Annotated in this window: 26 protein-coding genes and 1 tRNA gene; 13 read left to right on the forward strand and 14 right to left on the reverse strand. The window is 68.9% G+C overall.

Translation table 11 applies throughout. The annotated features are described in order from the left end of the window. Window positions 1-12 precede the first annotated feature (12 nt). The gene (locus V5D55_RS13995; protein WP_435744029.1) at window positions 13-1,527 is read right to left on the reverse strand and encodes an ABC transporter substrate-binding protein; all 1,515 of its coding nucleotides are present in this window, start codon (window positions 1,525-1,527) and stop codon (window positions 13-15) included. Window positions 1,528-1,620: 93 nt separating this feature from the next. Next, on the reverse strand, window positions 1,621-2,562 hold the full coding sequence (locus tag V5D55_RS14000) for an alpha/beta fold hydrolase (RefSeq protein ID WP_435744032.1): 942 nt from the start codon (window positions 2,560-2,562) through the stop codon (window positions 1,621-1,623). A gap of 171 nt (window positions 2,563-2,733) precedes the next feature. Here V5D55_RS14000 and V5D55_RS14005 point away from each other — a divergent pair, with 171 nt between their 5' ends. The 3 genes from V5D55_RS14005 to V5D55_RS14015 are packed head-to-tail and all read left to right on the forward strand — an operon-like array spanning window position 2,734 to window position 4,421. Further along, window positions 2,734-3,210 carry a carboxymuconolactone decarboxylase family protein gene (locus tag V5D55_RS14005; protein ID WP_435744034.1) on the forward strand — a complete coding sequence of 159 codons (477 nt, stop codon included), beginning with the start codon at window positions 2,734-2,736 and terminating at the stop codon, window positions 3,208-3,210. Further along, the gene (locus V5D55_RS14010) at window positions 3,207-3,917 is read left to right on the forward strand and encodes a tyrosine-protein phosphatase (protein ID WP_435744036.1); all 711 of its coding nucleotides are present in this window, start codon (window positions 3,207-3,209) and stop codon (window positions 3,915-3,917) included. Before V5D55_RS14005 ends, V5D55_RS14010 begins: the two co-directional genes overlap by 4 nt. A gap of 33 nt (window positions 3,918-3,950) precedes the next feature. Next, window positions 3,951-4,421, forward strand: coding sequence for an SIP domain-containing protein (locus tag V5D55_RS14015; RefSeq protein WP_435744039.1), 471 nt, complete (start codon window positions 3,951-3,953; stop codon window positions 4,419-4,421). Window positions 4,422-4,457: 36 nt separating this feature from the next. Here V5D55_RS14015 and V5D55_RS14020 read toward each other — a convergent pair whose 3' ends face one another. The 4 genes from V5D55_RS14020 to V5D55_RS14035 form a co-directional block, all read right to left on the reverse strand. Beyond that, window positions 4,458-4,895, reverse strand: coding sequence for a Fe-S oxidoreductase (locus V5D55_RS14020; RefSeq protein ID WP_435744042.1), 438 nt, complete (start codon window positions 4,893-4,895; stop codon window positions 4,458-4,460). Beyond that, window positions 4,892-5,695 carry an arginase family protein gene (locus tag V5D55_RS14025; RefSeq protein WP_435749310.1) on the reverse strand — a complete coding sequence of 268 codons (804 nt, stop codon included), beginning with the start codon at window positions 5,693-5,695 and terminating at the stop codon, window positions 4,892-4,894. The genes V5D55_RS14020 and V5D55_RS14025 overlap by 4 nt, the downstream gene beginning before the upstream one ends. Before the next feature lie 67 nt (window positions 5,696-5,762). Continuing rightward, the gene (locus V5D55_RS14030; protein WP_435744045.1) at window positions 5,763-6,506 is read right to left on the reverse strand and encodes a PspA/IM30 family protein; all 744 of its coding nucleotides are present in this window, start codon (window positions 6,504-6,506) and stop codon (window positions 5,763-5,765) included. Window positions 6,507-6,564: 58 nt separating this feature from the next. After that, window positions 6,565-8,628, reverse strand: a complete 2,064-nt coding sequence (locus tag V5D55_RS14035; RefSeq protein WP_435744047.1) for a TPM domain-containing protein — start codon at window positions 8,626-8,628, stop codon at window positions 6,565-6,567. 122 nt (window positions 8,629-8,750) lie between these two features. On the opposite strand from V5D55_RS14035, the gene V5D55_RS14040 reads away from it, so the two are divergent. Genes V5D55_RS14040 through V5D55_RS14060 form a run of 5 tightly spaced genes read left to right on the forward strand, consistent with a single transcriptional unit; the run spans window position 8,751 to window position 12,734 of the window. Then, a complete protein-coding gene (locus V5D55_RS14040) occupies window positions 8,751-9,590 on the forward strand; it encodes a DUF3097 domain-containing protein (protein WP_435744049.1) in 840 nt (279 codons plus the stop codon). A gap of 38 nt (window positions 9,591-9,628) precedes the next feature. After that, a complete protein-coding gene (trmB, locus tag V5D55_RS14045) occupies window positions 9,629-10,354 on the forward strand; it encodes a tRNA (guanosine(46)-N7)-methyltransferase TrmB (RefSeq protein ID WP_435744051.1) in 726 nt (241 codons plus the stop codon). Then, window positions 10,351-11,184, forward strand: a complete 834-nt coding sequence (locus V5D55_RS14050) for a CPBP family intramembrane glutamic endopeptidase (protein ID WP_435744053.1) — start codon at window positions 10,351-10,353, stop codon at window positions 11,182-11,184. The genes trmB and V5D55_RS14050 overlap by 4 nt, the downstream gene beginning before the upstream one ends. A gap of 41 nt (window positions 11,185-11,225) precedes the next feature. Beyond that, window positions 11,226-11,618, forward strand: coding sequence for a DUF1304 domain-containing protein (locus V5D55_RS14055; protein ID WP_435744055.1), 393 nt, complete (start codon window positions 11,226-11,228; stop codon window positions 11,616-11,618). Between the two features lie 39 nt (window positions 11,619-11,657). Continuing rightward, on the forward strand, window positions 11,658-12,734 hold the full coding sequence (locus V5D55_RS14060) for a DNA polymerase IV (RefSeq protein ID WP_435744057.1): 1,077 nt from the start codon (window positions 11,658-11,660) through the stop codon (window positions 12,732-12,734). A gap of 24 nt (window positions 12,735-12,758) precedes the next feature. Here the strand turns inward: V5D55_RS14060 and V5D55_RS14065 are convergent, their stop codons facing one another. The 5 genes from V5D55_RS14065 to V5D55_RS14085 all read right to left on the reverse strand — a co-directional run bounded on the left by V5D55_RS14065 (window position 12,759) and on the right by V5D55_RS14085 (window position 15,702). After that, the gene (locus V5D55_RS14065; RefSeq protein WP_435744059.1) at window positions 12,759-13,160 is read right to left on the reverse strand and encodes a RidA family protein; all 402 of its coding nucleotides are present in this window, start codon (window positions 13,158-13,160) and stop codon (window positions 12,759-12,761) included. A gap of 43 nt (window positions 13,161-13,203) precedes the next feature. After that, on the reverse strand, window positions 13,204-14,181 hold the full coding sequence (locus tag V5D55_RS14070; protein WP_435744061.1) for a zinc-binding dehydrogenase: 978 nt from the start codon (window positions 14,179-14,181) through the stop codon (window positions 13,204-13,206). 26 nt (window positions 14,182-14,207) lie between these two features. After that, entirely contained in the window at window positions 14,208-14,642 is a 435-nt protein-coding gene (locus V5D55_RS14075; RefSeq protein ID WP_435744064.1) for a MarR family winged helix-turn-helix transcriptional regulator, read from the reverse strand. 156 nt (window positions 14,643-14,798) lie between these two features. Further along, window positions 14,799-14,871 (reverse strand) — tRNA-Arg (locus V5D55_RS14080). Further along, the gene (locus V5D55_RS14085) at window positions 14,827-15,702 is read right to left on the reverse strand and encodes an SGNH/GDSL hydrolase family protein (RefSeq protein WP_435749312.1); all 876 of its coding nucleotides are present in this window, start codon (window positions 15,700-15,702) and stop codon (window positions 14,827-14,829) included. The genes V5D55_RS14080 and V5D55_RS14085 overlap by 45 nt, the downstream gene beginning before the upstream one ends. Window positions 15,703-15,795: 93 nt before the next feature. On the opposite strand from V5D55_RS14085, the gene argS reads away from it, so the two are divergent. Continuing rightward, the gene (argS, locus tag V5D55_RS14090) at window positions 15,796-17,460 is read left to right on the forward strand and encodes an arginine--tRNA ligase (protein WP_435744066.1); all 1,665 of its coding nucleotides are present in this window, start codon (window positions 15,796-15,798) and stop codon (window positions 17,458-17,460) included. Between the two features lie 39 nt (window positions 17,461-17,499). Then, entirely contained in the window at window positions 17,500-18,357 is an 858-nt protein-coding gene (locus V5D55_RS14095) for an LmeA family phospholipid-binding protein (protein ID WP_435744069.1), read from the forward strand. A gap of 16 nt (window positions 18,358-18,373) precedes the next feature. Here the strand turns inward: V5D55_RS14095 and V5D55_RS14100 are convergent, their stop codons facing one another. The 3 genes from V5D55_RS14100 to V5D55_RS14110 form a co-directional block, all read right to left on the reverse strand. Then, the gene (locus V5D55_RS14100) at window positions 18,374-18,955 is read right to left on the reverse strand and encodes a TetR/AcrR family transcriptional regulator (RefSeq protein ID WP_435744071.1); all 582 of its coding nucleotides are present in this window, start codon (window positions 18,953-18,955) and stop codon (window positions 18,374-18,376) included. Then, window positions 18,930-19,835, reverse strand: coding sequence for an alpha/beta fold hydrolase (locus V5D55_RS14105; RefSeq protein WP_435744073.1), 906 nt, complete (start codon window positions 19,833-19,835; stop codon window positions 18,930-18,932). The genes V5D55_RS14100 and V5D55_RS14105 overlap by 26 nt, the downstream gene beginning before the upstream one ends. A gap of 66 nt (window positions 19,836-19,901) precedes the next feature. Then, window positions 19,902-20,948, reverse strand: a complete 1,047-nt coding sequence (locus V5D55_RS14110) for a YihY/virulence factor BrkB family protein (protein ID WP_435749313.1) — start codon at window positions 20,946-20,948, stop codon at window positions 19,902-19,904. A gap of 169 nt (window positions 20,949-21,117) precedes the next feature. On the opposite strand from V5D55_RS14110, the gene lysA reads away from it, so the two are divergent. The 3 genes from lysA to thrB are packed head-to-tail and all read left to right on the forward strand — an operon-like array spanning window position 21,118 to window position 24,811. Then, on the forward strand, window positions 21,118-22,560 hold the full coding sequence (gene lysA, locus V5D55_RS14115) for a diaminopimelate decarboxylase (protein ID WP_435744075.1): 1,443 nt from the start codon (window positions 21,118-21,120) through the stop codon (window positions 22,558-22,560). Beyond that, the gene (locus V5D55_RS14120) at window positions 22,557-23,861 is read left to right on the forward strand and encodes a homoserine dehydrogenase (RefSeq protein WP_435744077.1); all 1,305 of its coding nucleotides are present in this window, start codon (window positions 22,557-22,559) and stop codon (window positions 23,859-23,861) included. Before lysA ends, V5D55_RS14120 begins: the two co-directional genes overlap by 4 nt. Window positions 23,862-23,863: 2 nt before the next feature. Then, entirely contained in the window at window positions 23,864-24,811 is a 948-nt protein-coding gene (thrB, locus tag V5D55_RS14125) for a homoserine kinase (RefSeq protein WP_435744080.1), read from the forward strand. The last annotated feature ends 33 nt before the right edge of the window (window positions 24,812-24,844 follow it).

The raw sequence follows: 24,844 nt of genomic DNA on the forward strand, positions 1-24,844 counted from the left end.
GGGTGCCGCTGCTTACTTCTCCGCGGAGACGGTCACGCCCGCGAGGTTGATGCGGGAGTTGATCGAGTCCTCCGGGAAACCTGCGACGATCGGGCTGACCGCCGTGATGGTCTCGCCGTTGTACAGCCAGTCGGCGGCGTGGTCCTCCGAGACGAGACGGGCGGCCTGCGCCAGCAGCTCCGCGGACTTGTCCGGGTCGACTTCGGCCTGCGCCTGGGCGTACAGGTCCTGCACCTCGGCGTTGTCGTAGCCGAAGTAGTAGTCCGGGTTGGCGAAGTTGCCGAAGTCGCGCGGCTCGACGTGCAGCACGAAGCTCAGGTCGTAGTCGTGATTCGTGTACACGTCTTCCAGCCAGGCGGGGAACTCGACGGAGTCGACCTCCAGCGTCACGCCGACCTTCTCGAAGTCGGAGATCAGCACCTTCGGAACCGTCGTGCCGTAGAACGTGGGGATGGTCAGGGTGAGCTCGAGGTCTTCCTGGCCGGCTTCGGCGAGCAGCTCCTTGGCCTTCTCGGGGTCGTACGAGACGACGTCCGACAGGTCTTCGTATCCGGGATCGAGTTCCGGGATCGGGCCGTAGAGCGTGGTGCCTGCTCCGACAGCCTCGATCAGCGCGTCGTGGTCGATCGCCAGGCGCAGCGCCTCGCGCACGCGGACGTCGTCGAGCGGAGCCTTCTTGTTGTTGAACGCCAGCGTCGCCTTGTCGGTGGTGCGGCCCTTCGTGAGCGTGAAGTCGTCCTCGAGCTGGGAGGCGAGGTTCGGGTCGACAGCCGTGAGCACATCGACGTCGCCCGCGATGGCCGCGTTCACTCCGGCGGTGAAGTCGGGGATGTACTGGAACTCGACCTCGGCGACACCCGCCTTCTCGCCCCAGTAGTCGTCGTTGCGGGCGAACGTGATCGTGCTGCCCTTGTTCCACCGCTCGAGAGTGAACGGGCCGGTGCCGTTCTCAGCGGTCTTCAGATCGGTCTTGTCGCCCTTCTTGAACACGAGTCCGGCCGGACCCGTCAGCGCGAAGAGGAAGTTCTGGTTCGGCTCGGAGAGCGTGATCTCGACGGTCGTCGCGTCCGGCGCGGTGACCGACGCGACAGTGGCGAACTCCGCATTGCCCTGCACCGTCGCATCCGTGCGGACCGTCTCGTAGGAGGCGACCACGTCGGCCGACGTCAGAGCAGTGCCATCGTGGAACAGGATGCCGTCGTTGAGAGTGAAGGTATAGCTCAGCCCGTCGTCGGAGACCTCGTAGTCGGAAGCCAGCCGCCCCTCGATCTCGTTCTCCTGCGTGCGGGTGACGAGTCCTTCATAGATGTTGTCGACGAGGATCTGCTCGATCGCGGCACCGCTCGTGTGCCGGATGTCGAGGTTGCTCGGCTCGAGCACGAGGCCGACGTGCAGGGTCGCGTCGGGGTCGGGCTTGCCCGGAGACGCGGATGGCCCCTGCTCGGGGGTGCCGGAGCAGGCGCTGAGGACAACGGCGGTGGCCGCGAGCGCGGAGATCAGCGCGAGACGTCGGGTGCGTCGGAGCATGGGGTGGATCCTCTCGGTGCGGCAGTTGCTGTGTGCCGTTGGAATGAGCCTAGAGATGGGTGGCGGGTAGCGGGACGGGTGTGGAACGGAACGTCACATTCCGTTGCCGGCGGATGCCGCGGCCTCCACTCGCGCCGCGACGAGCGCGGCGAGGGCGGCAGGTGCGGTCTCCTGCACGTTGTGGGTCGCGTCCATCTCCACGACGCGGGCGGCGGGAACGCGGCGCTGCAGCTCCGCCGCATCCTGCTCGCTGACGAAGCCGCGTGCGGCGCGCACCAGCGTGAGGGGTGCCTGGACCGCTGCCAGGTCGTCCCAGCCGGTCTCGTGCAGCACGGATGGTGCCACGGCCGATCCCGGATCATGAGCGGCGAGGGCCTGGGCCGCGAGGTGGGCGAAGTGGTGCTTCCACTCGATGCGTCCGTCGGCCCGGACACGAGTGTTGAGGAATACGCCGCGCTCGGTCTCGGGGCGGGTGCCTCCGAAGCCCAGCGACATCGCCTTGACGACGAGCTCCTCGCGTGTCGCGAAATCGGTCGGTCCCTCGTAGAACGCGCGGAGGGCGGCGGGGCCCGCGCTGACGTCGATGCCGGGTGTGATGTCGACGACGAAGAGCTCGGCCACGAGATCTGGCCGGCTGGCGGCCAGCGCCGCGCCGGTCAGACCGCCCAGCGATTGGCCGACGACGACCTGCGGCTGCGACGTCCAGGCATCGAGTGCTGCCGCGACGTCGCGCGCGAGGGTGCGCGGGGTGTAGTCGGCGTCGGTTCGCCAGGACGAGTCGCCGTGGCCGGCGAGATCGATCGCCAGCAGCGGTTGCTGGAGCGAGAGCGACGTGGTGTCCCAGGTGTGCGCGTTGAGACCGGCGCCGTGGAGGAGGGTGACCCGCGGGGCATCCGTGCCGAAACGCAGTGCGCTGAGGGTGCGCCCGTCCGCGAGCGTCAGTGAGATGCGTTCCACAGGAGGGAGAGGCACGGACAGAGCGTCGGCCTGCGCGGGAAGATAGCTGAACTCGGTGATGTCGATCGTCACCTGCATATTCTGCGCCTCGCGCGCAGGTTGCGCGAAATGCGAGAGCGATTTGGCAAGACTCAATCCGTCACATCTTGTCCAAATGTCATGAAAAAAGAGATCAGAGCGTGCGATCCGCATTTCCGGGTGGCCTCGCGGGTTCAGGCTCCACAACGCGACGACGAATATCATGGACTCATGAGCGAGACGCGTGTGCACCTGTCCAAGACCGAGCCCGCCGCATACCAGGCACTGGATGCATTCTCGCGGACCGTCGGTGAGATCTGCGCCGCGAACGGCATCGACGATCGCCTCAAGGAGATCGTGATGATCCACTGCTCCCAGCTCAACGGGTGCAGCTACTGCGTCCGGATCCACGTCGATCGCGCCGTCAAGGCGGGCATCGATGCGGACACGATCACTCAGATCCCGGTCTGGCGCGAGAGCGGCGTCTTCAGTGACCGTGAGCGCGCCGCGCTCGAACTCGCCGAATCGTTCACCTTCATCTCCGAAGACGGCGTCTCCGACGAGGTGTACGACCTCGTCGGAAGCGTCTTCACCGAGAAGGAGTACGCCGCGCTGAGCTGGGCATGCGTGTCGATCAACGCCTTCAACCGCATCGTGATCGCCGGCCGCTACCCGGTGCTGCCCCGCGAGGCCCAGGCGCAGGCATGACGATCCTCGACATCGACGGCGTCAACAACGTCCGTGACGTCGGGGGCATGCCCGCGGCAGGCGGGCGGATCCGTTCCGGAGTGCTGCTGCGCTCCGGCCAGCTGTCCGGCGCGACGACCTCGGGTGTCACTGCGCTCCGAGGGAGCGTGCAGCACATCGTCGACCTGCGCGACGGCGAGGAGGTCGCCGCCGAGCCCACCGAGATCGAAGGCCCCGACACCACGCACCTTCCCCTGTTCCTCGGCTCCGTGCGGTCCTTCTTCGAGGCAGACACGAGCCTCGACGACCTGTACCTGCATCTGCTCGAGGAGAGTGGGGAGCGGCTGGTCGACGCCATCCGGATCATCGCCGCGGGTGCGTCGACCCTCGTGCACTGCACGGTCGGCAAGGACCGCACCGGCGTGACGGTCGCGCTCGCGCTCTCTGCGGTCGGCGCCGACCGGGAGGCCGTGATCGCCGACTACGCTCTCACCGAGTCGCAGCTGCCTCCGCAGCGGTCGCAGCGGATCGCCGCCTACCTGCGGGCGCAGCATCCGGAGGCGATCCACGCCGTCGCCCTCGCGACACAGTCACCGGCGCCGGTGATGCGGCGCCTGCTGGAGCAGGTGGACGAGCGATGGGGATCTGCGGCCGGATACCTCCGTGCCAACGGAATGACGGATGCGGAGCTTGCGCAGCTGAAGGAAGCCCTCGTCGAGGAAGGTTAGGCAAGCCTTCACTTGGTGTAGCATGGAGTCACCATGAACACCTCCCTCGAGATCCGCGGCACGCGCGCTGAGCGCCGTGCTGCGCGTCGCCGTGCACACCACCTGGTGACGGCCGACGAGCACTCGCTCGCCGACCTCGAGATCTTCCTGGCCACGCTGCCGCTGTGCGCATCGGGGCGCATCTTCATCGAAGTGCCCGACGCCTCCGACATCGGCATCATCGATGCGCCTGGTCGCATGACCGTCACGTGGCTTGCCCGTGGGCAGCGATCCGGTGCACCCGGATCCGGCCGCTCGTGCGCGCCCGGTCAGGCTCTGGCGCGCGCGACCTGCGCGTGGGCCGACGAGATGATGTGCGACGACGAGATCGAGACGCACGTCACGCTCCTCGGCGGCTACCTCGGCAGCGCCGACATCGTCGACCATCTGACGAACGCGCTCGACATCGACGCGGCCCTCATCTACGCTCCCGAGCGCTTCGGTCTGCTCCCCGCAGACCGCTGACCCGCAGACCGCTGACGCCCGCTGACCGCTGATCCGTCAGCGGGAGCGGCGCACGTAGTTGCCGTCCTCCAGGCCCGCTTCGATCTCGAAACGATTGTGCAGCGGGTCGCGTCCGGCGAACAGGTAGAGCACCGGCAGCAGGATGCCGTAGCGGAGCCATTGCTGCTTGTGCACCGCTTCGTGGCGCAGCACGGCGTCGGTCGGTCGGGAGTCGCCCGTCAGGAAGCAGCCGCCCACGCAGACGCCGCCGCGGTTGAACGTCCACTCGGGCATCCCCTGGAAGACCCACAGTCCGGCACGTCGCTCGACCGGACCGGTGCTCCAGACCGAACCCCACAGCCAGCCGACAGCGGTGCCCCACCAGTAGCCGACCCTGCTGATCGGCGAACGGAGCAGGAACGACGGGATCCGGCGATCGAAACGACGCCCGCGGGCGAGCGCCTCGTCGGCGGCCGGACGCCAGTCCGCGGTCATGCGACTGCTCCGACGAGCCGGAGGAGAGAACCGAGGTCATCGACGGCGTCGGCGGGAGAGCGGGGTGCGAAGCCGGAGATCGTGGCGCCGGCCAGCGGGATCTCGTCGCGCAGACGCCGGATCGCGGCACTCAGCCGCGACGGCGAGACGCCGAACGGCGCGGCGGACGAGACACCGGCGAAGTCCGACGGATCGAGCACGTCGACGTCGATGTGCACCCAGACCCGGGACGCCCCGGTGGCGCGCACGGCCTCGACGAGAGCATCCGCGTCGTCGATATCGGCGACCGAGAGCTGTGTCAGCGGGTCGAGCAGCTCGACCTCGGCGTCGTCGAGATCGCGCATGCCGACCGTCACGATGCGCTCACGCGGGATCCCGGGGGAGAGCACGAGCTGCTCCTCGCCCTCGCCGAGCACGGCTCGCAGCGCCATTCCGGAGAATGCACCCGACGGCGAACTCTCGGGCGTGTGCATGTCGGCATGGGCGTCGCACCACACCACGGCGAGGTCATCGGTCCCGCCGGGAAGCGCCGCGAGTGCGGCGACGGTGACGCTGCAGTCTCCGCCGATCACGACGGTATCGCTCGCCAGCTGATCGCTGAGAAGCTCGCGCGTGCGCAGCAGTGCGCTCAAGCGGCGGACGCCGGTGCCCAGGGACTCACCCGCTTCGACCGGCACATCGAGAACGGTCGTGGCGGCGCGAGGGAGGTCGCCGGCGATGGCCGACGCTCCATCGACGAGAAGCATCGCGCGCGGTGCGGGCGAGCCTTGCCACTGCGGGACGACGAGGAATCGCACCATGGTCACCTCCGGGAGAGAAATAGCCGATGCCCCGGACACGCAATGGTCCGGGGCATCGGCAAGGGTGTCAGGAGCCTTCGATGGCCTGACGCGGTGCGGTGCTGCCGGCCTTGAGCTCCGCGAGGCGGGCCTCGACCTCGGTCAGCTCGCCGAGGTCTTCCAGGCTCTCGAACTGGGCGTCGAGGCTCGAGGCCGCGAGCTCCATCTTGCCCTGGGCGAGTGCCTCCTGGCGGCGGACCTTGTCCTCGAACCGGCCCAGCTCGCTGGTGGGGTCGAGCACGTTGATCGACCCGACAGCATCCTGCACCTTGGTCTGCGCCTCGGCGACCTTGGCGCGGGCGAGGAGTTCGCTGCGCTTGTTCTTCAGCTCGCCGAGCTTGTCCTTCATGCCGTTGAGGCCGCTCTTGAGCTTGTCGACGATCTCGGTCTGAGAGGCGATCTGGGGCTCGGCGCCGGTGGCTTCGCGCTCCGCGCTGATCTGACGCTGGAGGGCGATCTTGGCGAGGCTGTCGAACTTGTCGGCGTCGGCCGCGCTGCCCGAGGTGCGCATCTCGTCGGCCTTGCGGCTCGCCGCGAGGGCCTTGTTGCCCCACTCGGTGGCGGCCTGGACGTCTTCCTCGTGGTCGCGCTCGAGGAGGCGGAGGTTTCCGATCGTCTCGGCGATCGCGGACTCGGCGTCGGCGATGCTGTTGGTGTAGTCGCGAACGAGCTGGTCGATCATCTTCTGCGGGTCTTCCGCAGAGTCCAGCAGCGAGTTGATGTTCGCGCGGACGAGGGTCGAGATACGTCCGAAGATGGACTGCTTGGTCATGCGTTGTTCCTTTCAGAGGGGCGGAGTCGAGAACTGTGCGTCTGTGTGGATGAACGGATCAGAAGCGCCTACCTCCGGATCGTCCGCTGCGGCCGCTGCTGCTCCGGGAGCTGCTGCGTGAACTGCTCCGCGAACTGCTGCGGGAGCCGCCGCCGAAACCGGAGCTGCGATAGCCTCCGCTGCCGCGGGAGGAGCTCCCGCCACCTCCGCCGCCGGAGAGGAGACCGCCGATGATCCCTCCGAGGATGTCGCCGCCGATCCCGGACCCGCTCGATCGCGAGCTCGAGCCGCCGCCGCCGAACAATCCGCCCCAGTTGTCATCCTGATAGCTGTTCTGGCTGTTGTACGACTGCACGTCGGACTGCGCTGCGTACGTCGCCTGCCGCACGAGCTCGATCGCGCGATTCGCTTCGGCGAGAGCCGCGTTGGTATCGGTCGCCTGCAGGCTCTGGGCCTGGGCCAGGCTCGCCTCGGCCGCGGCGAGTCTGGTGCGCGCCGTCGAGCCGACCGTGCCGCGACGGGTCTCGATGAACTCGCGGGTGGCGCGGATCTCCGAACTCGCCTGCGCCAGGGCCTGGTCGAGCATCTGCTGCGCGCGGCGCGCCCGATCCACGGTCTCGCGCCCCTGAGCGATCGCGGCGTCGATCTGCGCGTTTGCGGCGGTCAGAGCCTCGATTGCGCGCTGCGGGCTGCGCGGCGCACTGGCCAGACTCGTCTGGGCCACCTGGATCTGCTGGCTGGTCGCGGATGCTGCGGCGGCGATCGACCCATCGGCATCGGGGAGCTGCTGAGCGGCCGTCAGATCGGACTGGAGCTCGGTGATGAGCGCCTGCGCCTGGGCTTCCATCGCCTGCAGCTCGGTGCTGAGCGAGGTGATCGCCTGGGCGAGCTGCGCGGCCTGGCCGACCGCCTGCTCGGCGGTGCGGATGGCGAACGCGGCTTCGCCGGACCGGCCCGCCGCGATCGCCTGCGTAGCCGCCTCGAACGAACGGTCCGCGAGTGCGGCGCGCTCCTGGGCCTGGGTGGGGTTGTCCGCCACCGTGCTGAGAGCTGACGCGTCGTACACCCCGGAGAGCGTTGCCAGTGCGGGGCCGGCGGCGGCGAGGACGGGAGCGAGTGCTGCCCGCTCGCCACGGACCCGCTCGAGCTCCTGCGGCGCATTCTGCTCGAGCTTGCGCAATGCGTCGAACGCCTCGGTGTTGTCGTCGAGCACGTCGTCGATCTCGTCGGCGAGCTGGATGATGCGGATGTGCCAGGCGCGGCGATCGTGGATCGTGTCCTCGATCTCGTCGTCGAGCTTCTGCTTGAGGTCGAACGCCTCGGACATCTTGGCCTTCGCGGCGTCGACCGCTGTCGTGAACTCCGCTGTCGCTCCCTCGCCGAACTGGGCGACAGCGAATCCGAGTTCCTCCTTGCTGGAGGTGATGGCGTCGTCGGCCTGGACGAGCGCGACACCGGCCTGCGTCTCGACCTGCTCGTCGGTGAGGGTGGAGAACGGATCGTTCGGGTCTGGCTTCTCCGGCATGGCGCCGCGCCTGCGGACCTCGGCGTTCCGCCGGGAGCGCCGGACGAGCGCGACGATCAGCCAGATCACGAGGCCCGCGGCCACGACCGCACCGACGATCAGCGCCACCCGCAGCGCGCCGGCGCCACCGTCTCCTTGGATCTCGTCGGCGGCGAGGGTGATCGCGCCCGCCCAGTCCTCCTGGGAGGCGAGCGGCACCATCTTGTCTTCGATGTCGTCGAGCTTGCCGTCACTCAAGGGACCGTCGGGTGCCGCCGAGATGTAGTACGTGCGACCTTCGGTGGCGATCGCGAGAAGGTACTGGTCGGAGCCGAGTCCGTTGTCGTCCGCGACGGCATCTGCCCAGTCGGCGCTGTCGGAGGGGGACGTGAAGTCGTCGACGAGGACGACGAACAGATCGGCGTTCGACTTCTCGCTCAGCTCGGTGAGACGAGCTTCGACCTCGGCCTCCTGGCCACTGCTCAAGACCCCGGCCTCGTCGGTGACGTACCCGGTATCGAGGTCGAGCGGATCGGTCGCGGAGGCGGCGGAAGCAGACAGCACCCCTGCCACGGCGGCCGCTGTCAACGCGGCCAGCGTGAGCCACCGTTTCGTCATGCTGTTCCCTCCGACCGGCAGCCGAGCCCCATGCGACGAGTCTATGCACAGAGGCCGACACGCGACAGCATCCGACGCCCGATCTCCGTTCGCCGTCAGCGGAGACACATACGCTGGATGGCATGGATGACAGGTACGGAGCGGACGTGCTGGCCTCGGGTTGGCGCGAGCGCGGTGCGAAGAAGGTGCCGCAGGTGCCGGCCGAGACAGACCTCGTCGTGGAGGTCGCCGACGACGGCTACTGCGGCGCCGTGACCCGTGTGCAGGGCGGCAACGTCGAGCTCGAGGATCGCCTCGGGCGCAAGCGTCTCTTCCCGCTCGGCGGCGGCTTCCTGATCGATGGCGCTCCGGTGCGTCTCGTGGTTCCGGCCGCCAAGGAGCAGGGTCCTCGGCGCACAGCATCCGGGTCATTCGTCGCGGCCGATCAGCGTGCCAGGGTCGCACTGCCCAGCCGCATCCTCGTCGAGGGCAAGCACGATGCGGAGCTCGTGGAGAAGGTGTGGGGCGCCGACCTGCGGGTCGAAGGCGTCGTCGTCGAGTTCCTGCAGGGCATCGATCTCCTCGATGAGCTTCTCGCCGCAGAGCCGCCCAGCGCGAGCCGCCGCTACGGCGTGCTCGTCGATCACCTCGTACCCGGGTCCAAGGAGACACGGATGGCGGATGCCGCCGCTCGCGGACCGCACGGCCGCCATCTCCGCATCGTCGGTCACCCGTTCGTCGACGTCTGGCAGTGCGTGACGCCGCGCGCCCTGGGCATCGCCAAGTGGCCCGAGATTCCGCGGGGCACCGACTGGAAGACGGGTATCTGCCGGGCGTTCGGCTGGCCGCACGAGACGCAGGGCGACACCGGGCGCGCCTGGCAGCACATCCTCTCCAAGGTCACCACCTACCGCGACCTGGAGCCGGCGCTGCTCGGCCGCGTCGAGGAGCTCATCGACTTCGTGACGGAGCCCGCCCGCTGAGCGCCGGAGCCTCGAGCCCCGGCGACTACCCTGGAAGCATGCCCGAACCCCGTACTTTCCGTGATGAGCCGGTGTCCTTCGTGCGCCGGAGCGGACGGATGTCCGAGGCGCAGGACCGCGCCTTCATCGACCTCGCGCCGCACTATCTGCTCGATGTGCCCCGGGACGTCGCGTGGACGTCCGTGCACCCCGAGGCGCGTCTGGACCCGGCCACCGAGTACGGTCGCGCGGCCGACCTCTACGTCGAGATCGGCTCTGGGCAGGGTCATGCGATCGTCGCCGCGGCATCCGCCCGTCCGCAGGACGACTTCCTCGCCGTCGAGGTGTTCCGCGCGGGTCTCGCGCGGACCATGCTCGACGCCGACCGCGAGGGCGCCGGCAATCTGCGCGTCGTCGAGGCGAATGCCCCGGAGGTGCTGTCGTCGTACCTGCCGGAGGCTGCGGCGCGCGAGGTATGGATCTTCTTCCCTGATCCGTGGCACAAGAAGAAGCACACCAAGCGGCGCCTCGTGCGGGCAGGGTTCGGCGACACCGCGGCGCGTGCGCTTCAGGACGGCGGGCTGCTGCGGCTCGCCACCGACTGGGAGGACTACGCGCTCCAGATGCGCGAGGTTCTCGACGCCGAACCGCTGTTCGAGCGCGCGTTCGCGGGGGAGTGGGCTGAGCGCTTCGATGGGCGGGTGATGACCGCTTTCGAGCGGAAGGGCATCGCGAAGGGCCGCGACATCCGCGACCTCGTCTATCGCCGCAAGGCACGCGCGTGACCTCGGCCACCCAGGGCACCTCGCTTCGAGCGGGGATCGCGCCCGCACTCCTCGTCTGCGCCGCAGCCCCTGCCTTCTTCGTGCTGGAGATCCCGTGGCTCGGATGGGCGCTGCTGGCGCTCGGCGTCGGTGCAGCCTGGCTCGTCGAGCGGAAGAAGGTGACGGCATCCGATCCTTCGCTGACGAGGGATCTGTCGCTCATCGCGATCGGCATGCTGATCGTCAGTGTCATTCCGCTGGCGGCCGAGCTCGACAATCTGGCCATGCTGCGATTCACCCTGGCGCTCGGTGGCGCGGTCGCCGTGCCCTATGTGATCTCGCGCTTCGTCTACCGGGATCGTGCGATCAGCTTCCCGTGGCGGACGCACCGCCGGTGGGGGCGCCTGCAGTGGGGATGGCTCGTCGCCGTGCTGGTGCTGGGGTGGCTCATCCTGCCGTTCTACTTCATCACGAGCGGGGTGTATCAGAACTGGCCGGTCGTGGACACGCCCGACCTGATCGCCCGGCTGTTCGTCGGCGTCGGCGCGGTGGGCATCTGGGACGAGCTGTTCTTCATCTGCACCGTCTTCGCGCTGCTCCGCCGTCATTTTCCCGACGTCGTCGCCAATCTGCTGCAGGCGATCGTGTTCGTCTCGTTCCTCTGGGAGCTCGGGTACCGGGAATGGGGGCCGCTGCTCACCATTCCGTTCGCACTGCTGCAGGGATTCATCTTCCTCCGCACACACTCGCTCGCGTACGTCGTCACCGTGCATCTGCTCTTCGACGCGGTGGTGTTCGCCGTGCTCGTGCATGCACACAATCCGGGGCTGCTGCCGATCTTCCTCGTCTGAGCCGCGTATTTCTGAGTCGACTCTTCTGCGAGAATCAGCCCATGCTCATCGTCGGTCTCGTCCTCGCCGCAGCTGCTGCGGCCTTCCACGTCTTCATCTTCGCGCTCGAGTCGCTGAAGTGGACCGAGCCGGAGACGAGGAAGATCTTCGGCGTCGCCAGCGAGGCGGATGCCGTCACCATGAAGCAGCTCGCTTTCAACCAGGGTTTCTACAACCTGTTCCTCGCTCTGACGGCGCTCCTCGGCATCGGACTCGTGATCGTCGGGGCGCAGACCGTCGGTGTGACGCTGGTGTTCGCGGGGACCGGGACGATGCTGGCCGCTGCGCTCGTGCTCGTGCTGTCGGACCGGTCGAAGACCCGCGCCGCAGTGATGCAGGGGACGCTGCCGCTGCTGGCCGTGGTCGGCACCGCGATCGGCGTCGCGATCTCCTGACGGGGTGACATCGGCCGCACGAGCCGCCACACTCGTTGCATGGCCGACTGGGTGCTGCACGTGGACATGGATCAGTTCATCGCCGCGGTGGAGGTGCTGCGCCGACCCGAGCTCGCCGGGCTTCCGGTGATCGTGGGCGGCCGCGGCGATCCTACCGAGCGCGCGGTCGTGTCGACGGCGTCGTACGAGGCGAGGGAGTTCGGCATCGGCTCCGGTATGCCGCTCAAGATCGCCGCACGGAAAGCGCCGGAGAATGCGGTGTTCCTCCCCGTCGACCATGAGGCGTACGAGTCGGCTTCCGCCGAGGTGATGGCCGCGCTGCGCGCCCTTCCCGGCGTGGTGCTGGAGGTCGTCGGCTGGGATGAGTGCTTCCTCGGCGTGACGACCGACGATCCGGAGCAGACGGCGGGCGACGCGCAGGCGGCGGTGTTCGATGCGACACAGCTGCACTGTTCGGTCGGCATCGGCGACAACAAGGTGCGCGCCAAGATCGCCACCGAGTTCGGCAAGCCCCGCGGGATGTTCCGGCTCACAGAGGACAACTGGTTCGAGGTGATGGGGGAGAAGCCGACCCGTGATCTGTGGGGCGTGGGAGCGAAGGTCCAGAAGCGGCTCGCGGAGCACGGCATCGCGACCGTGCGCGAGCTCGCCGACGCCGAGGAGCAGGAGCTCGTGGGGGAGTTCGGTCCGAAGATGGGTGTCTGGTACCACGGACTCGGATCGGGGCTCGGGCCGAGCGTGGTCGACGACACCCCGTGGATCGCACGCAGCCACAGCCGGGAGACCACCTACCAGCAGAACCTCACGACGGTCGCCGAAGTCGAGGCCGCGATCCGCGAACTCGCCGGACACGCGTTCGACGACTGCGCCGCCGAGGGGCGGCCGGTGGTGCGCGTGCACCTGAAGGTGCGGTACGCGCCGTTCGAGACCAAGACGTTCGGTCGCAAGCTCGCGACGCCGTCGATGCAGCGCCACGACGTCATCGAGGCGGCGGTCGCGCTGGGGGCGACGCTCGACGCGGAGCGGGAGGTGCGCCTGCTGGGCGTGCGCGCCGAGATGGCGATGCCGGAGGAGGGCGACACGGCCGAGCGGACACCCGTCCGCGGTCGCATCTGACCCCAGGGCCGCCGGTCGAAAAAATCAGCCGCGGATGACGGCGGCGACGGCGCTGACCTCGATCAACGCACCGGGAACGCCGAGACCCTGGACGATCGCTGCCGTCACGAGGGGTGGTGCGCCTTCTCGGGTGAGCTTCGCCGCGACCGCGCCGTACGCCACCCGCAGATCTGCGTCTTGATGGATCAGCACGGTCCAACTGATCACGTCGTCGAGACCGGCCCCGGCGGATTCCAGCGCTGTTCGGGCGTTCTCGACGGCGCGGGCCGACTGCTCGCCGGCATCGGCCGAGACGATCGCTCCGGTGGCGTCGACGCCGTTCTGGCCGCCGACGTAGATCGTGGTCGCCCCGGGCGGCACCACGGCGACATGACTGAAGGCGGGACTGACGACGAGGCCCGCGGGTTGGGCGAGTGTGATCTCCATGGAGACACTCTGCCGCGGGCCACCGACATCCGAGCCCTGTGACTCAGAACCGCAGGAGGACCTTGCCCACGCGCCCGGGGGTGCCGCTCGCCCGCACGGCGTCGGCGATGTCCGCGGCATCGAAGACGCCCGCGACCGGGAGTGTGAGGGTGCCGTCGCCGATGCGCTCGAACAGCTCGCCGAAGAGGGCGTTCCGGTCGGCCGGGTCGAGGGCGGGGATCACCTTGCTGCCCCAGAAGCCCTTGACGGTCGCCTGCTTGAAGATCACATCGGAGGAGGCGATCTCCATCGTGGGGGAGTCCATCGCACCGAAGGCGACCAGCGTGCCACCTTCGGCGAGGAGCGACAGCACCTGACCGGCCGCGGCACCGCCGACCGAGTCGACCCCGGCCATGACGGGCGCTCCGCCGGTGAGCGCCTCGGCCTGCTCGCGCCAATCGTCCTGATCGGTGGCGATCACATTCTCGATGCCCTGTGCCCGCAGTTCCTCGACGCCGGCGGAGCGGCGAACGAGCCCGAGAACGTTGATGCCGCGAGCGGAGCCGAGCTGTGCCAGCATCCGTCCGACTGCGCCGTTGGCGGCGTTCTGGACGATCCAGTCGCCCTTCTCGACCTCGAGGAACTGCAGGAGGGTGACGGTGCTGAACGGCATCGACACGAGCTGGGCGGCGCTCTCGTCGGGGAGCGAGTCGGGCACGGGGATGAGGCCGGCGGCATTCGTGACGACGTACTCGGCCCAGACACCGAACGTACCGCCTGTGACGACGCGCTGGCCGACGGTCAGGTGCTCGACGCCCTCGCCGAGAGCATCGACGACGCCGAGCGCTTCGGTGCCGGATGCGGCGGGCAGCTCGGGCTTGAAGCCGTAGGTGCCGCGCACCGTCCAGAGGTCGTGGTTGTGGATGGGGGAGAGCACGATGCGCAGGCGCACCTGGCCGCGCCCGGGCTCCGGGACAGGCCGTTCCTCGACCGCGAGGACCTCTTCGGGCGTGCCGAACGTGGGGTGGATGAGTGCGCGCATGAGTGTTCCGTTCCTTGTGGGATGTGTCAGCGGGAGGTGGTCTGCTGCAGGCGCGTGGTGATTTCCTGCAGCTCGGAGATGAGATCGAGGCGGTGGGCGTCGTCGCGGATGCCGGAGAGCTCGGTGATCCGGGTGTGGATCGGGGCGACCTCGGCGCGGAGCGCCTGCCCCTTGGCGGTCAACTGCACGGTCACCACGCGCTCGTCGGCGGTGCTGCGCGTCTTCGTGACGAGATCCGCCTGCTCCAGGCGGCGCACCAGGGGGGAGAGCGTGCCGGAGTCCAGCTGCATCGCTTCGCCGAGGGAGCCGATGGTCTGATCGCCCTCTATCCAGAGGACGGCGAGCACCAGGTACTGCGGATACGTCAGCCCCCAGGGGGCGAGGAGTGCGCGGTACGCCTGGGTCGTCGCCCGGGCAGCGGCGTACAGGGAGAAGCACACCATCTCATCGGTCACGGCCATGAGTAAATAATTGCACACGGTTGAGTTGTGCACAACTTACCTGTGTGGGATATTGAGCCGCGAATGGATGAGACAGCCCCCGTTCCGACATCCGAACCGCTCTCGGAAATCGCAGAAGGGGACCGTCCTGGCGGACGGTCCCCTTCTGCGATTTCGTGCCCCCGACAGGAGTCGAACCTGCGACCTACGGTACCGGAAACCGGCGCTCTATCCACTGAGCTACGGAGGCGTACCGAACGACGATATCACTCGTCGGGGGTGGTCTCCGACCGCCGGCCTCGGTGACCGGAGCGCCGCGCAACTCGTCGAGCGCGCCGACGAGCTTCTCGGCCAGGTAGCGGTGACCCTCGGTGGACGGATGCTTGCGCCCGAGGTCGACGTCGATGACGGCGAGGTAGTTCTGGTCGGTGATCCAGTCGAGAGCGATGGGGGAGATGTACCACCAGCCGCGCGCGGCTGCCAGCTCGGAGAGGTCGGTGTCGATGCGAGCGGTCGCCGTACCCACTGGCAGTTCGTGTGGAGCGGGGCCGAGCACGACGATCACGGCCTCGGGGTACTTCGCCGCGAGCGCATCCCACGCTGCGGTCACAGCCTCGCGGTATCCGGCCACGCCCTGCGCCCGATCGTTGATGGACCCCTGGATGATGATGAGGTTCGGACGGAGCGCCGGGTCGAGTAGTGCGATGCGCTCGCCGAAGGTCGGTCCGTCGATTCCCGGCTTGAGATAGCCGCTGCCACGGACGCCGTCGACGATCGTGTCGCCGTGCAGCAGATCGGCGAGGACATACGCATACCCGAGGGTGGGGACGTTCGCCGCAGAACCATAGGTCCAGGAGTCTCCGAACACCAGCACGGTGGGGTGCTCAGGAAGCGTCAGGGGTGCCGGAGCGATCACGGCGGGAGCGCCTCCCTGGCCGTCGATCGGGGCGCCGACGGGGGCCGTCGTCGTCAGCGGAGTCCACGGTCGCCACACGCCGAGTACGCCTGCCGCGACGGCGAGGAGCAGCGCGATGGCGATTCCCGCGGTGCGCAGTCGGCGTCGGGCGGCGGAGGCGTGCATTGCATGAGAGTAGATCACCGGAACCCAAATACGAATTCCACGCGCCGTCCGGTCGTCGGACAGGGTGATCGCGGCCCGTAAACTGGGAAGGCTATGAACCCTGAAAAGCTTGCCGAAGCCCTCCTCGCCGTCCTCGCCCCGATCGCCGAGGAACGACGTCCCGGCGAGCCGCTCGGGCTTGCAGCATCTGACATCGTCTTCGAGCGTCCGCGCAACCGCGACCACGGCGACTGGGCCTCCAACATCGCGATGCGCCTGGCGAAGTCATTCGGTGCGAACCCGCGGGAGCTCGCGCAGCAGATCGCCGACGGCCTCGCCGGCGTCGAGGGCGTGGCGAGCGCAGAGGTCGCCGGGCCCGGATTCATCAACATCCGCCTGGATGCCGCCGCTGCCGGCGCACTCGCGAAGACGATCGTCGATGCCGGCGCGGCCTACGGCACGAACGACACCCAGTCCGGGCGCAGCATCAACATCGAGTTCGTCAGCGCGAACCCGACCGGCCCGCTGCACATCGGACACACCCGTTGGGCGGCGCTCGGCGATGCGATCGGGCGGGTGCTCGCTGCATCCGGCGCGACGGTCGCGCGCGAGTTCTACATCAACGACGCCGGCGCGCAGATGGAGCGATTCGCTCATTCGATCGTGGCTGCAGCCAAGGGTAAACCAACGCCCGAAGGCGGATATGCCGGCGCCTACATCAACGATCTCGCCGCCCGGGTGCTGGCGGCTCGTCCCGATCTCCTCGAGCTGCCCGACGACGAACAGGTGATCGTCGCCCGCGAGCTCGGCTACGACTACCAGCTGGCCGAGCAGCAGGAGTCGCTGGCGAAGTTCAACGTGCACTTCGACGTGTGGTTCTCCGAGCGCACGCTGCACGCGAAGAACGCCGACGGGGTGAGCCTCGTCGACGAGGCGGTCGATCGTCTGCGTGAGCAGGGTCACGTCTTCGACGAAGACGACGCCGTGTGGGTGCGCACCACCGACTTCGGCGACGACAAGGATCGCGTGATCCGTCGCTCCAACGGCGAGTACACCTACTTCGCTGCCGACGCCGCGTACTACCTGAACAAGGGCGACCGCGGCTTCGCGCACAAGATCTACCTGCTCGGCGCCGACCACCACGGCTACGTGCACCGTTTGAAGGCGCTCGCCGGAGCCGCCGGCGACGACCCCGAGAAGGATGTCGAGGTGCTCATCGGTCAGCTCGTCTCTGTGGGTGGTGCCCGCCTGAGCAAGCGCGCCGGCAACATCATCGAGATGGACGATCTGCGGGAATGGCTCGGCACCGACGCGCTGCGGTATTCGCTGGAGCGTTCGCCGGCCGATTCGCCGCTCGCACTCGACCCCGAGCTGCTGCAGAAGAGCGACAACGACAACCCGGTGCACTACGTGCAGTACGCCCACGCCCGCACGCACAACGTGGCCCGCAACGCCGCAGACTCCGGCGTCGACCGGTCCGAGTTCGCGCCGGAGACCCTGACGCACGAGACCGAGGCCGCATTGCTCGGAGCGCTGCAGGAGTTCCCGCGGATCGTCGCCTTCGCCGCTGAGACGCGCGAGCCGCATCGCATCGCCCGTTACCTCGAGGAGCTCGCGGGTCTGTATCACGGCTGGTATGCCAAGTGCCGTGTCATCCCGCTGGGTGACGATCCCGTCGAGCCCGTGCACCGCACGCGACTGTGGCTGAACGACGCGACGGGTCAGGTACTCCGCAACGGCCTCGACCTGCTCGGTGTCTCGGCTCCCGAGCGCAAGTAGCATCGTCGGCGCCGCCGGCCGGTAGGGCAGGATGGCAGCATGAGCGACGACAACCACACTGTGCCGTATCCGGAGGCTTCCACCGAGCATCCGACGCTCGTGATCCCCGGCTCCGGCACTGGCGAAGGAGCGGACGCCGCGCGGCCGAAGCGTCGTCGTCGCCGGTGGCCGTGGGTGCTGCTGATCCTGGTGATCCTGCTCGCCGGGCTGGTCGTCGCCGCCGAGTTCATCGCGCGATCGATCCTGCCCGGTACGGTGAGGTCGCTCGTGATCGACCAACTCGACCTGCCGGCCGACCAGCAGCTCGACGTCGAGGCGGAGGGCATCCTGCTCCCGCAGCTCATCGGCGGCCGCCTGGACACGCTGCATCTGTCGACGGATGCCGTGACCCTGGAGGGCGTGACCGGGGCTGCCGACGTCACGGCGACGGGCATCCCGCTGCGCGGTGGCGACCTCGGCGGTGCGTCGGGAACGATCCGTATCGACCAGGCCCAGTTCACGACGTTGCTCGCGGGCACGGACCTGCCGGTGGAGAGCGTCGCCTTCGAAGCGCCGAACGCCACACTCGGCGGTTCGTTCACGGTGTTCGGGACTGCCGTCCCGATCTCGGTGACGCTCACCCCCGGTGCCGTCGACGGCGATCTGGAACTCACGCCGGTGTCGCTGAGCATCGGCGGACTCGATGTCGATGTCGACGGGGTCGGCGGGATGCTGGGCTCGGTCGGCGAAGACCTCACGAAGCCGCAGCGCGTATGCATCGCGGATCAGCTCCCCGCCGGACTCACGCTCACCAGCCTCGAGATCGTGGGCAGTGAAGCGGTGATCGACATCGACGTGAACGGTGCGATCGCCACCGACGAGTCGCTTCTCGAGAAGGGCGTCTGCCCGCGCCCGTGAGGGAGTAGGGACGCGGTCAGCTCGTCTCGAACGAGGCAGCCATGCGGCCGACAGTGTCGATCGCGCGCTCGAGTTGCTCCGCCGAGAACGGGCCGATCAGGCGGGCTGCCGAGAGCAGCCCGATCGTGGTGCTCGAGAGCGCCACAGCGAGAGCCTCGGGGTCGACCTGTGCCTGCAGCTCTCCCCGGGCCTGCAGCTCGCGCAGCCACACGATGACCTCGAGGTGCCGCGCACGGTACCGCCCTTCCGTCTCTCCGGCGACGTGGCCGCCGAGAACGCCGCGATCGTCGAGGAACGCGGCCGTCATCAGCGGATCATCGAGCAGCGCCCTGGTCGAGGCGCGGTAGGCGACGCTCAGCCGGGGGTACTCGCCGACCTCGCTCCGCACGCGTTCCGCCAGACGGGCGTTCCCGCGCTGCAAAAGGGCATCGAGAATGTCCCGCTTGCCGACGAACTCCCGGTAGACCGCACCTTTCGCTATCCCGGCGCCGTTCGCGATCTCCGCGACGCTCATCGCCTCGAATCCGCGCGCGAGCACGAGCTCCTCCGCCGCATCGAGGATGCGTTCCCGCCTATTCGGAATCAGTGGTCGAGGCACCGTCGACCCTCCTCAGGTGGGCGAGCATCGCCGGGATGACGAGATCGGGGCGGTCGCGCTGGACCCAGTGTCCGGCGCCGGGGACGGTGAACAGCTCGCCGCGGGGGAGTGCGTCTGCTGCGGTCGCGATGCGGGCGTGCGGGACTCCGCTGTCGCTGTCGCCGTGCACGAGCAGCGTCGGTGTGCGTATCGAGTCCAGCTGGTCCGAGTAGACAGTGCGCAGCCGATTCCAGAGCACCTGGTCGCGTTGCCATTCGCCGAAGACGGCCATGCCCGTGCCGGATGCTGCCTCGGCGAGCACCGCGTCGACCAGCGCGGGTGTGCGCGCGGCCGGGGTGCGGACGAGATCGCGCAGACCGCGCTCCATCGTGCGGGGGTTGCGCGCGTACGACCTGGTCATCGCGGACAGCAGCCCGGTGCGCAGCAGGAGGAAGCTGGCGAGGTGCGTGGCGAGGCCGAGAGGGCCGTCGGCCAGCCGTGGCATCACGCCGTAGCATCCGAGGAGGATCGCGCCTTTCGCTCGGTCGGGCTGGTCGAGCAGGTGGCCGAGAGTCATCCCGCCTCCGAGCGAGAGGCCGCCGATCACATAGTCGTCGAGGTCGAGCACGGAGACCAGTTCGCCGATATAGGCGACGAGTCGCTCCTGCGTCAGTGGCCACACCGCGCGCGGACTCAGACCGAATCCCGGGTGGTCCGGTGCGATCACGCGGTGCCCGGCCACCGCGAGGGCAGGCCCGACCTCACCCCAGGAGAGTTCGGCGCTGTCGGCACCGCCTCCATGCAGGAGGAGCACGTCGGAACCGGCGGTTTCGCTGGGCAGCCACTCGCGATAAGCGATCTCGGTGCCCATCACTGTCGCGCTCGCGTGCCGCAGTTCCATGGTCTTCCCCTCGTTGTGACCAATATATCAATATCGGTCACAACGGGAGGGGAACCGGGCTTCAGGTCAGGACGGCTTGTCCTCGCCCGATACCGCCTTCTGTGCCGCGCGCAGTTCGGCGGTCGCGATCCGCACCTCGACCTCGGCGCGCTGAACGCGGCGCTGCGGGAACGTGGAGGCGCCGAAGCGCTGGTGCACCCGGTCTGTTCGCTCCTCCTCGGTGGTGACGATGAAGGCGCAGGCGATGAGCATCACCTGTGTGGAGAAGTTGAGCCAGATCAGGAGCGCCAGGAGCGACGCGAAAGACGCGAGGAGCGGGTTGCTCGTCGCCCCGCCGACGAACATGCTCGACAGCTGCTGGAGGACGACGAGACCGAACGCGCCCAGCAGCGCCCCGCCCCACAGCGAGCGGCGGGCCGGGCGCACACCGGACAAGAGGCGGAAGATCGCAACGATCAGCACGGTGTCGAGCGCGAACACGACGAGCAGTGACACCAGGCCCACGCTCCAGCTCACGAGCGGCGAGTCCGCCGGAAGCCCGAGCAGACCGCTCACCCAGGAAACGCCAAGCTGCCCGGCGAAGGTGAGGAAGGCGGCGAGGACGAAGGAGACGCCGATGCCGAGCGCCAGGCACAGGTTGCGGACGATCACCCAGATCCAGAGGATGTCGTCGTGGGTCGTGCCGGCGATCACCCGCACGGCCGTGCGCAGCGATCCGATGGCTCCCAGGGCCGCACCCACCAGCGCGACGAGTGAGATGATCCCGGCGATCGACAGCGACGCCGGCTGATCGAGGTCGGTCGTCTTGATCACGCCGTCCTCGCCGATGAGTCCCGGGACGACCGACTGCACGGCGTCGATGATCGCCTGCCACGCCGCCGGGTTGCCCGCGAGCCACAGCGCGGCGATCGAGAAGCCGAGCAGCACGCCGGCGAACACGCTGAAGAGTGCGCGATAGGTGACGCTGTCGGCGAGCATCGGGCCTCGGCGCTCGGAGTACAGCAGCGCGGCGCGAACCAGGCGCCGACGCAGCGCCCAGGCGATGACGCCCTGGCTGACTCGGGCGACGAGTCCCGGTTGCTTCGGGGTCTCGGACGACGATTCGGAGTTCATCACAGCCCCACCCTATGAGCCCCCACGGAACCTCCGCAGGGGCTTGACGCCGGGCGTCACCATGACGAAGAGCCTCCAGGCGGTGCCATAGAATCGGGGGAATCTCGATGTGCGTCTCTCGCCCGAGACCCGTCCCACGACCCGAGATCCGTCCGACGATTGGTGCTCCGTGCTTCCCCCTGCCGATTCGCTTGCTCCGGAATGGCTCGTCGTGCCCGAAGACGCCAATGATCTCGCAGCGGGAGTCTGGCCGGCGTCGGCGGTGCGAGATGCCGACGGAGTGCTCGACATCGCCGGTGTGAGCGCCGCAGACCTCGCCCGCACGTACGGCACTCCGCTGCTCGTGCTCGATGAGGACGAGGTACGGGGCCGCGCCAGAGCCTTCCGCCTCGCCTTCGACCGGGCGGCGTCGGAGAACGGCACCACCGCGCAGGTGTACTACGCGGGCAAGGCCTTCCTCAGCACGACTGTGGCGCGCTGGGTCGTCGACGAGGGACTCCGCGTCGATGTGTGCACCGGAGGCGAGCTCGAGGTGGCGCTCGCCGCGGGGGTCGCGCCGGCATCGCTCGGCTTCCACGGCAACAACAAGTCGGCGGCCGAGCTCGAACGAGCGGTCGTGGCCGGCGTCGGCACGATCATCGTCGACAGTGCGATCGAGATCGAACGACTCGCTGCGATCACGGCGCGCACCGGAGCCGTGCAGCGCGTGCTGGTCCGGGTCATCAGCGGCGTCCACGCCGAGACCCACGAGTTCCTCGCCACCGCGCACGAGGATCAGAAATTCGGATTCCCGCTGGCGGATGCCGAGGCGGCCGTCGCGCGCATCCGGGAACTCTCCGGCCTGGAGTTCTCGGGTCTGCACTGCCACATCGGGTCTCAGATCTTCGGCGTCGCCGGATTCCGCGAGTCGGCGTCCCGCGTGCTCGAACTGCATGCTGCGCTCCTCGACGGTGGCCCCGTACCCCAGCTCAACCTCGGCGGCGGCTTCGGCATCGCCTACACGCGCTCCGACGACCCGACGCCCATCGAGACGCTGGCCGGTGAGATCGTGGCCGCGGTCGCCGAGGGGTGCGCCGCGCGTGGCATCCCGGTTCCCGCGCTGTCGTTCGAACCGGGTCGAGCGATCGTGGGCACGGCCGGCGTCACCCTGTACGAGGTCGGCACGACCAAGGACGTGACGATCGAATCGGGCGCGGTCCGCCGGTACATCAGCGTCGACGGGGGCATGAGCGACAACGCCCGTACCGCGCTGTACGGGGCCCAGTTCTCCGCACGGCTCGCTTCGCGCGTCGGCGGCGGCGCACCGCAGCTCAGCCGCGTCGTCGGCAAGCACTGCGAGTCCGGCGACATCGTCGTCGACCACGAGTACCTGCCCGCGGATCTCGTCCCCGGCGACCTGCTCGCCGTTCCCGCGACCGGCGCGTACTGCGCCGCGCTCTCGAGCAACTACAACCATGTTCCACGCCCGCCCGTGATCGCCGTACGCGACGGTCGTTCGAGGGTCATCGTCCGAGGCGAGACCATCGACGACCTGCTGGCCAGGGACGCGGGCATCGACGGGGCACGCACCCGAGAAGAAGACGATCGAACCACTCCGAAGGAGCAACGATGACTGACTACCGACGACTTCGCGTCGCACTGCTGGGCGCAGGGGCGGTCGGCTCGCAGGTCGCAGCTCTGCTGCTGCGCCACGGCGATGAACTCGCCGATCGGGCCGGCGCACAGCTGGAACTCGCCGGGATCGCGGTCCGCGACGTCGACGCGCCGCGCGACGTCGACCTGCCCAAGGAGCTGTTCACGACGGATGCCGAGGCGCTCATCCTGGGTTCGGACATCGTGATCGAGCTCATCGGCGGCATCGAACCGGCGCGCACCAGCATCCTGCAGGCGATCGGCTCCGGTGCCGACGTCGTGACCGCCAACAAGGCGCTGCTCGCGACCCACGGTCCCGAGCTCTTCGAGGCGGCTGATCGCGTCGGGGCCTCGGTCTACTACGAGGCGGCGGCCGCGGGCGCGATCCCGATCATCCGTCCCCTGCGGGACTCGCTCGCCGGCGACCGCGTCGTGCGCATCATGGGCATCGTCAACGGCACGACCAACTACATCCTCGACCGGATGGACACCGAGGGCGCCGACTTCGCCGACGTGCTCGCCGACGCGCAGCGACTGGGTTACGCGGAAGCCGACCCGACCGCCGACGTCGAGGGATACGACGCCGCACAGAAGGCCGCGATCCTCGCGAGCCTCGCGTTCCACACCGCGGTGCCGCTGGATGCCGTCTACCGGGAGGGCATCTCGTCGATCACGGCCTCGATGATCGAGGAGGCGCGTGCCGCCGGCTTCGTGATCAAGCTGCTCGCGGTGTGCGAGCGCATCGAAGCCGACGGCGCCGAGTCGATCTCGGTGCGGGTGTATCCGGCGCTCGTCCCGACCTCGCACCCCCTGGCCACCGTGCACGGCGCGAACAACGCGGTGTTCGTCGAGGCGGAGGCCGCGGGGTCCCTGATGTTCTACGGGGCTGGGGCCGGTGGCGTGCAGACCGCATCCGCCGTGCTGGGCGACGTCGTGTCGGCCGCTCGTCGTCACATCGCGGGCGGCGTCGGCGTGGGCGAGTCCACCAGGGCGAACCTGCCTGTCGTCCCGATCGGACACGTCACGACGCGCTACCAGATCACCCTCGAGGTCGCGGATGCGCCGGGCGTGCTCGCCACGGTGGCCGGCACGTTGAGCGACGGAGGAGTCTCGGTCGCAACCGTCGTGCAGACCGTGGAGGGCGAGGATGAGCCGACCGCGCGTCTCATCATCGGCACGCACCGTGCGAGCGAACAGGCGCTCAGTGCGACGGTCGACGCTCTCGCCGGCAGCTCGGTCGTCGAGCGTGTCGTCTCCGTGCTCCGCGTGGAAGGCGAGTGACGATGACGCCGGAGTCCGCCTCCCTCGAGAGGCGCACCGTCGAGGTGCGCGTCCCCGCCACGAGCGCCAACCTCGGCCCCGGGTTCGACACACTGGGTCTTGCCCTCAGCATCTACGACACGCTGCAGGTGACGGCGCTCTCGGCCGGGGAGCTCGAGATCGAGGTGTCGGGCACCGGCGCCGCCGACATCCCGCGCGATGACTCGAACCTGATCGTGCGCACGATCGCGCACGTCTTCGCCGACGCCGGTCGGCCCGTCCCCGGGCTGCGGATCATCGCGGAGAACGGCGTGCCGCACGGCCGGGGCCTCGGTTCGTCCGGCGCCGCCGTCGTGGCCGGTGTGCTCGCGGCGAAGGGACTGCTCGAGGGCGACGTCGAGATCAGCGATGCCGATCTCCTCCGTCTCGCCACCGAGCTCGAAGGACACCCGGACAACGTCGCCCCGGCACTCTTCGGCGGTCTGACCATCGCCTGGGTGGGGGAGCGCGGACCACAGCACAAGAAGCTGCTCGTGCACCGCGGCGTCTCGCCGCTCGTGCTCGTCCCCGCCTACACGATGTCGACCTCGCAGGCGCGTTCGCTCCAGCCGCCGCAGGTCTCCACGGCGGACGCGATCTTCAACGTCTCCCGATCCGCCCTGTTGATCGCCGCACTCATGCAGAGCCCCGAACTGCTCCTCGACGCGACGGCCGATCGACTCCACCAGGACTACCGCGCCGGAGCGATGCCCGAGACGCAGCGTCTGGTGCAGGCACTGCGCGCCGCGGGATTCGCCGCGGTCGTCTCGGGGGCAGGTCCCAGTGTGCTCGTGCTCGCCGACGGTCCCGGTAGCCGACAGGATGCCGTCGAACTGGCCGATCAGGTGACCGACACCCCGTGGGAAGCGCTCCTGCTCGCGGTCGACGTCCGTGGTGGTACAGTGGGGAATCGAGCGGAGGGCTCCACGTAGTTTCGTGAATCTGGCCCCATTGCAACTCTTGCA

It is taken from the genome of Microbacterium sp. PMB16, from assembly GCF_051294855.1.
GTDB lineage: Bacteria > Actinomycetota > Actinomycetes > Actinomycetales > Microbacteriaceae > Microbacterium.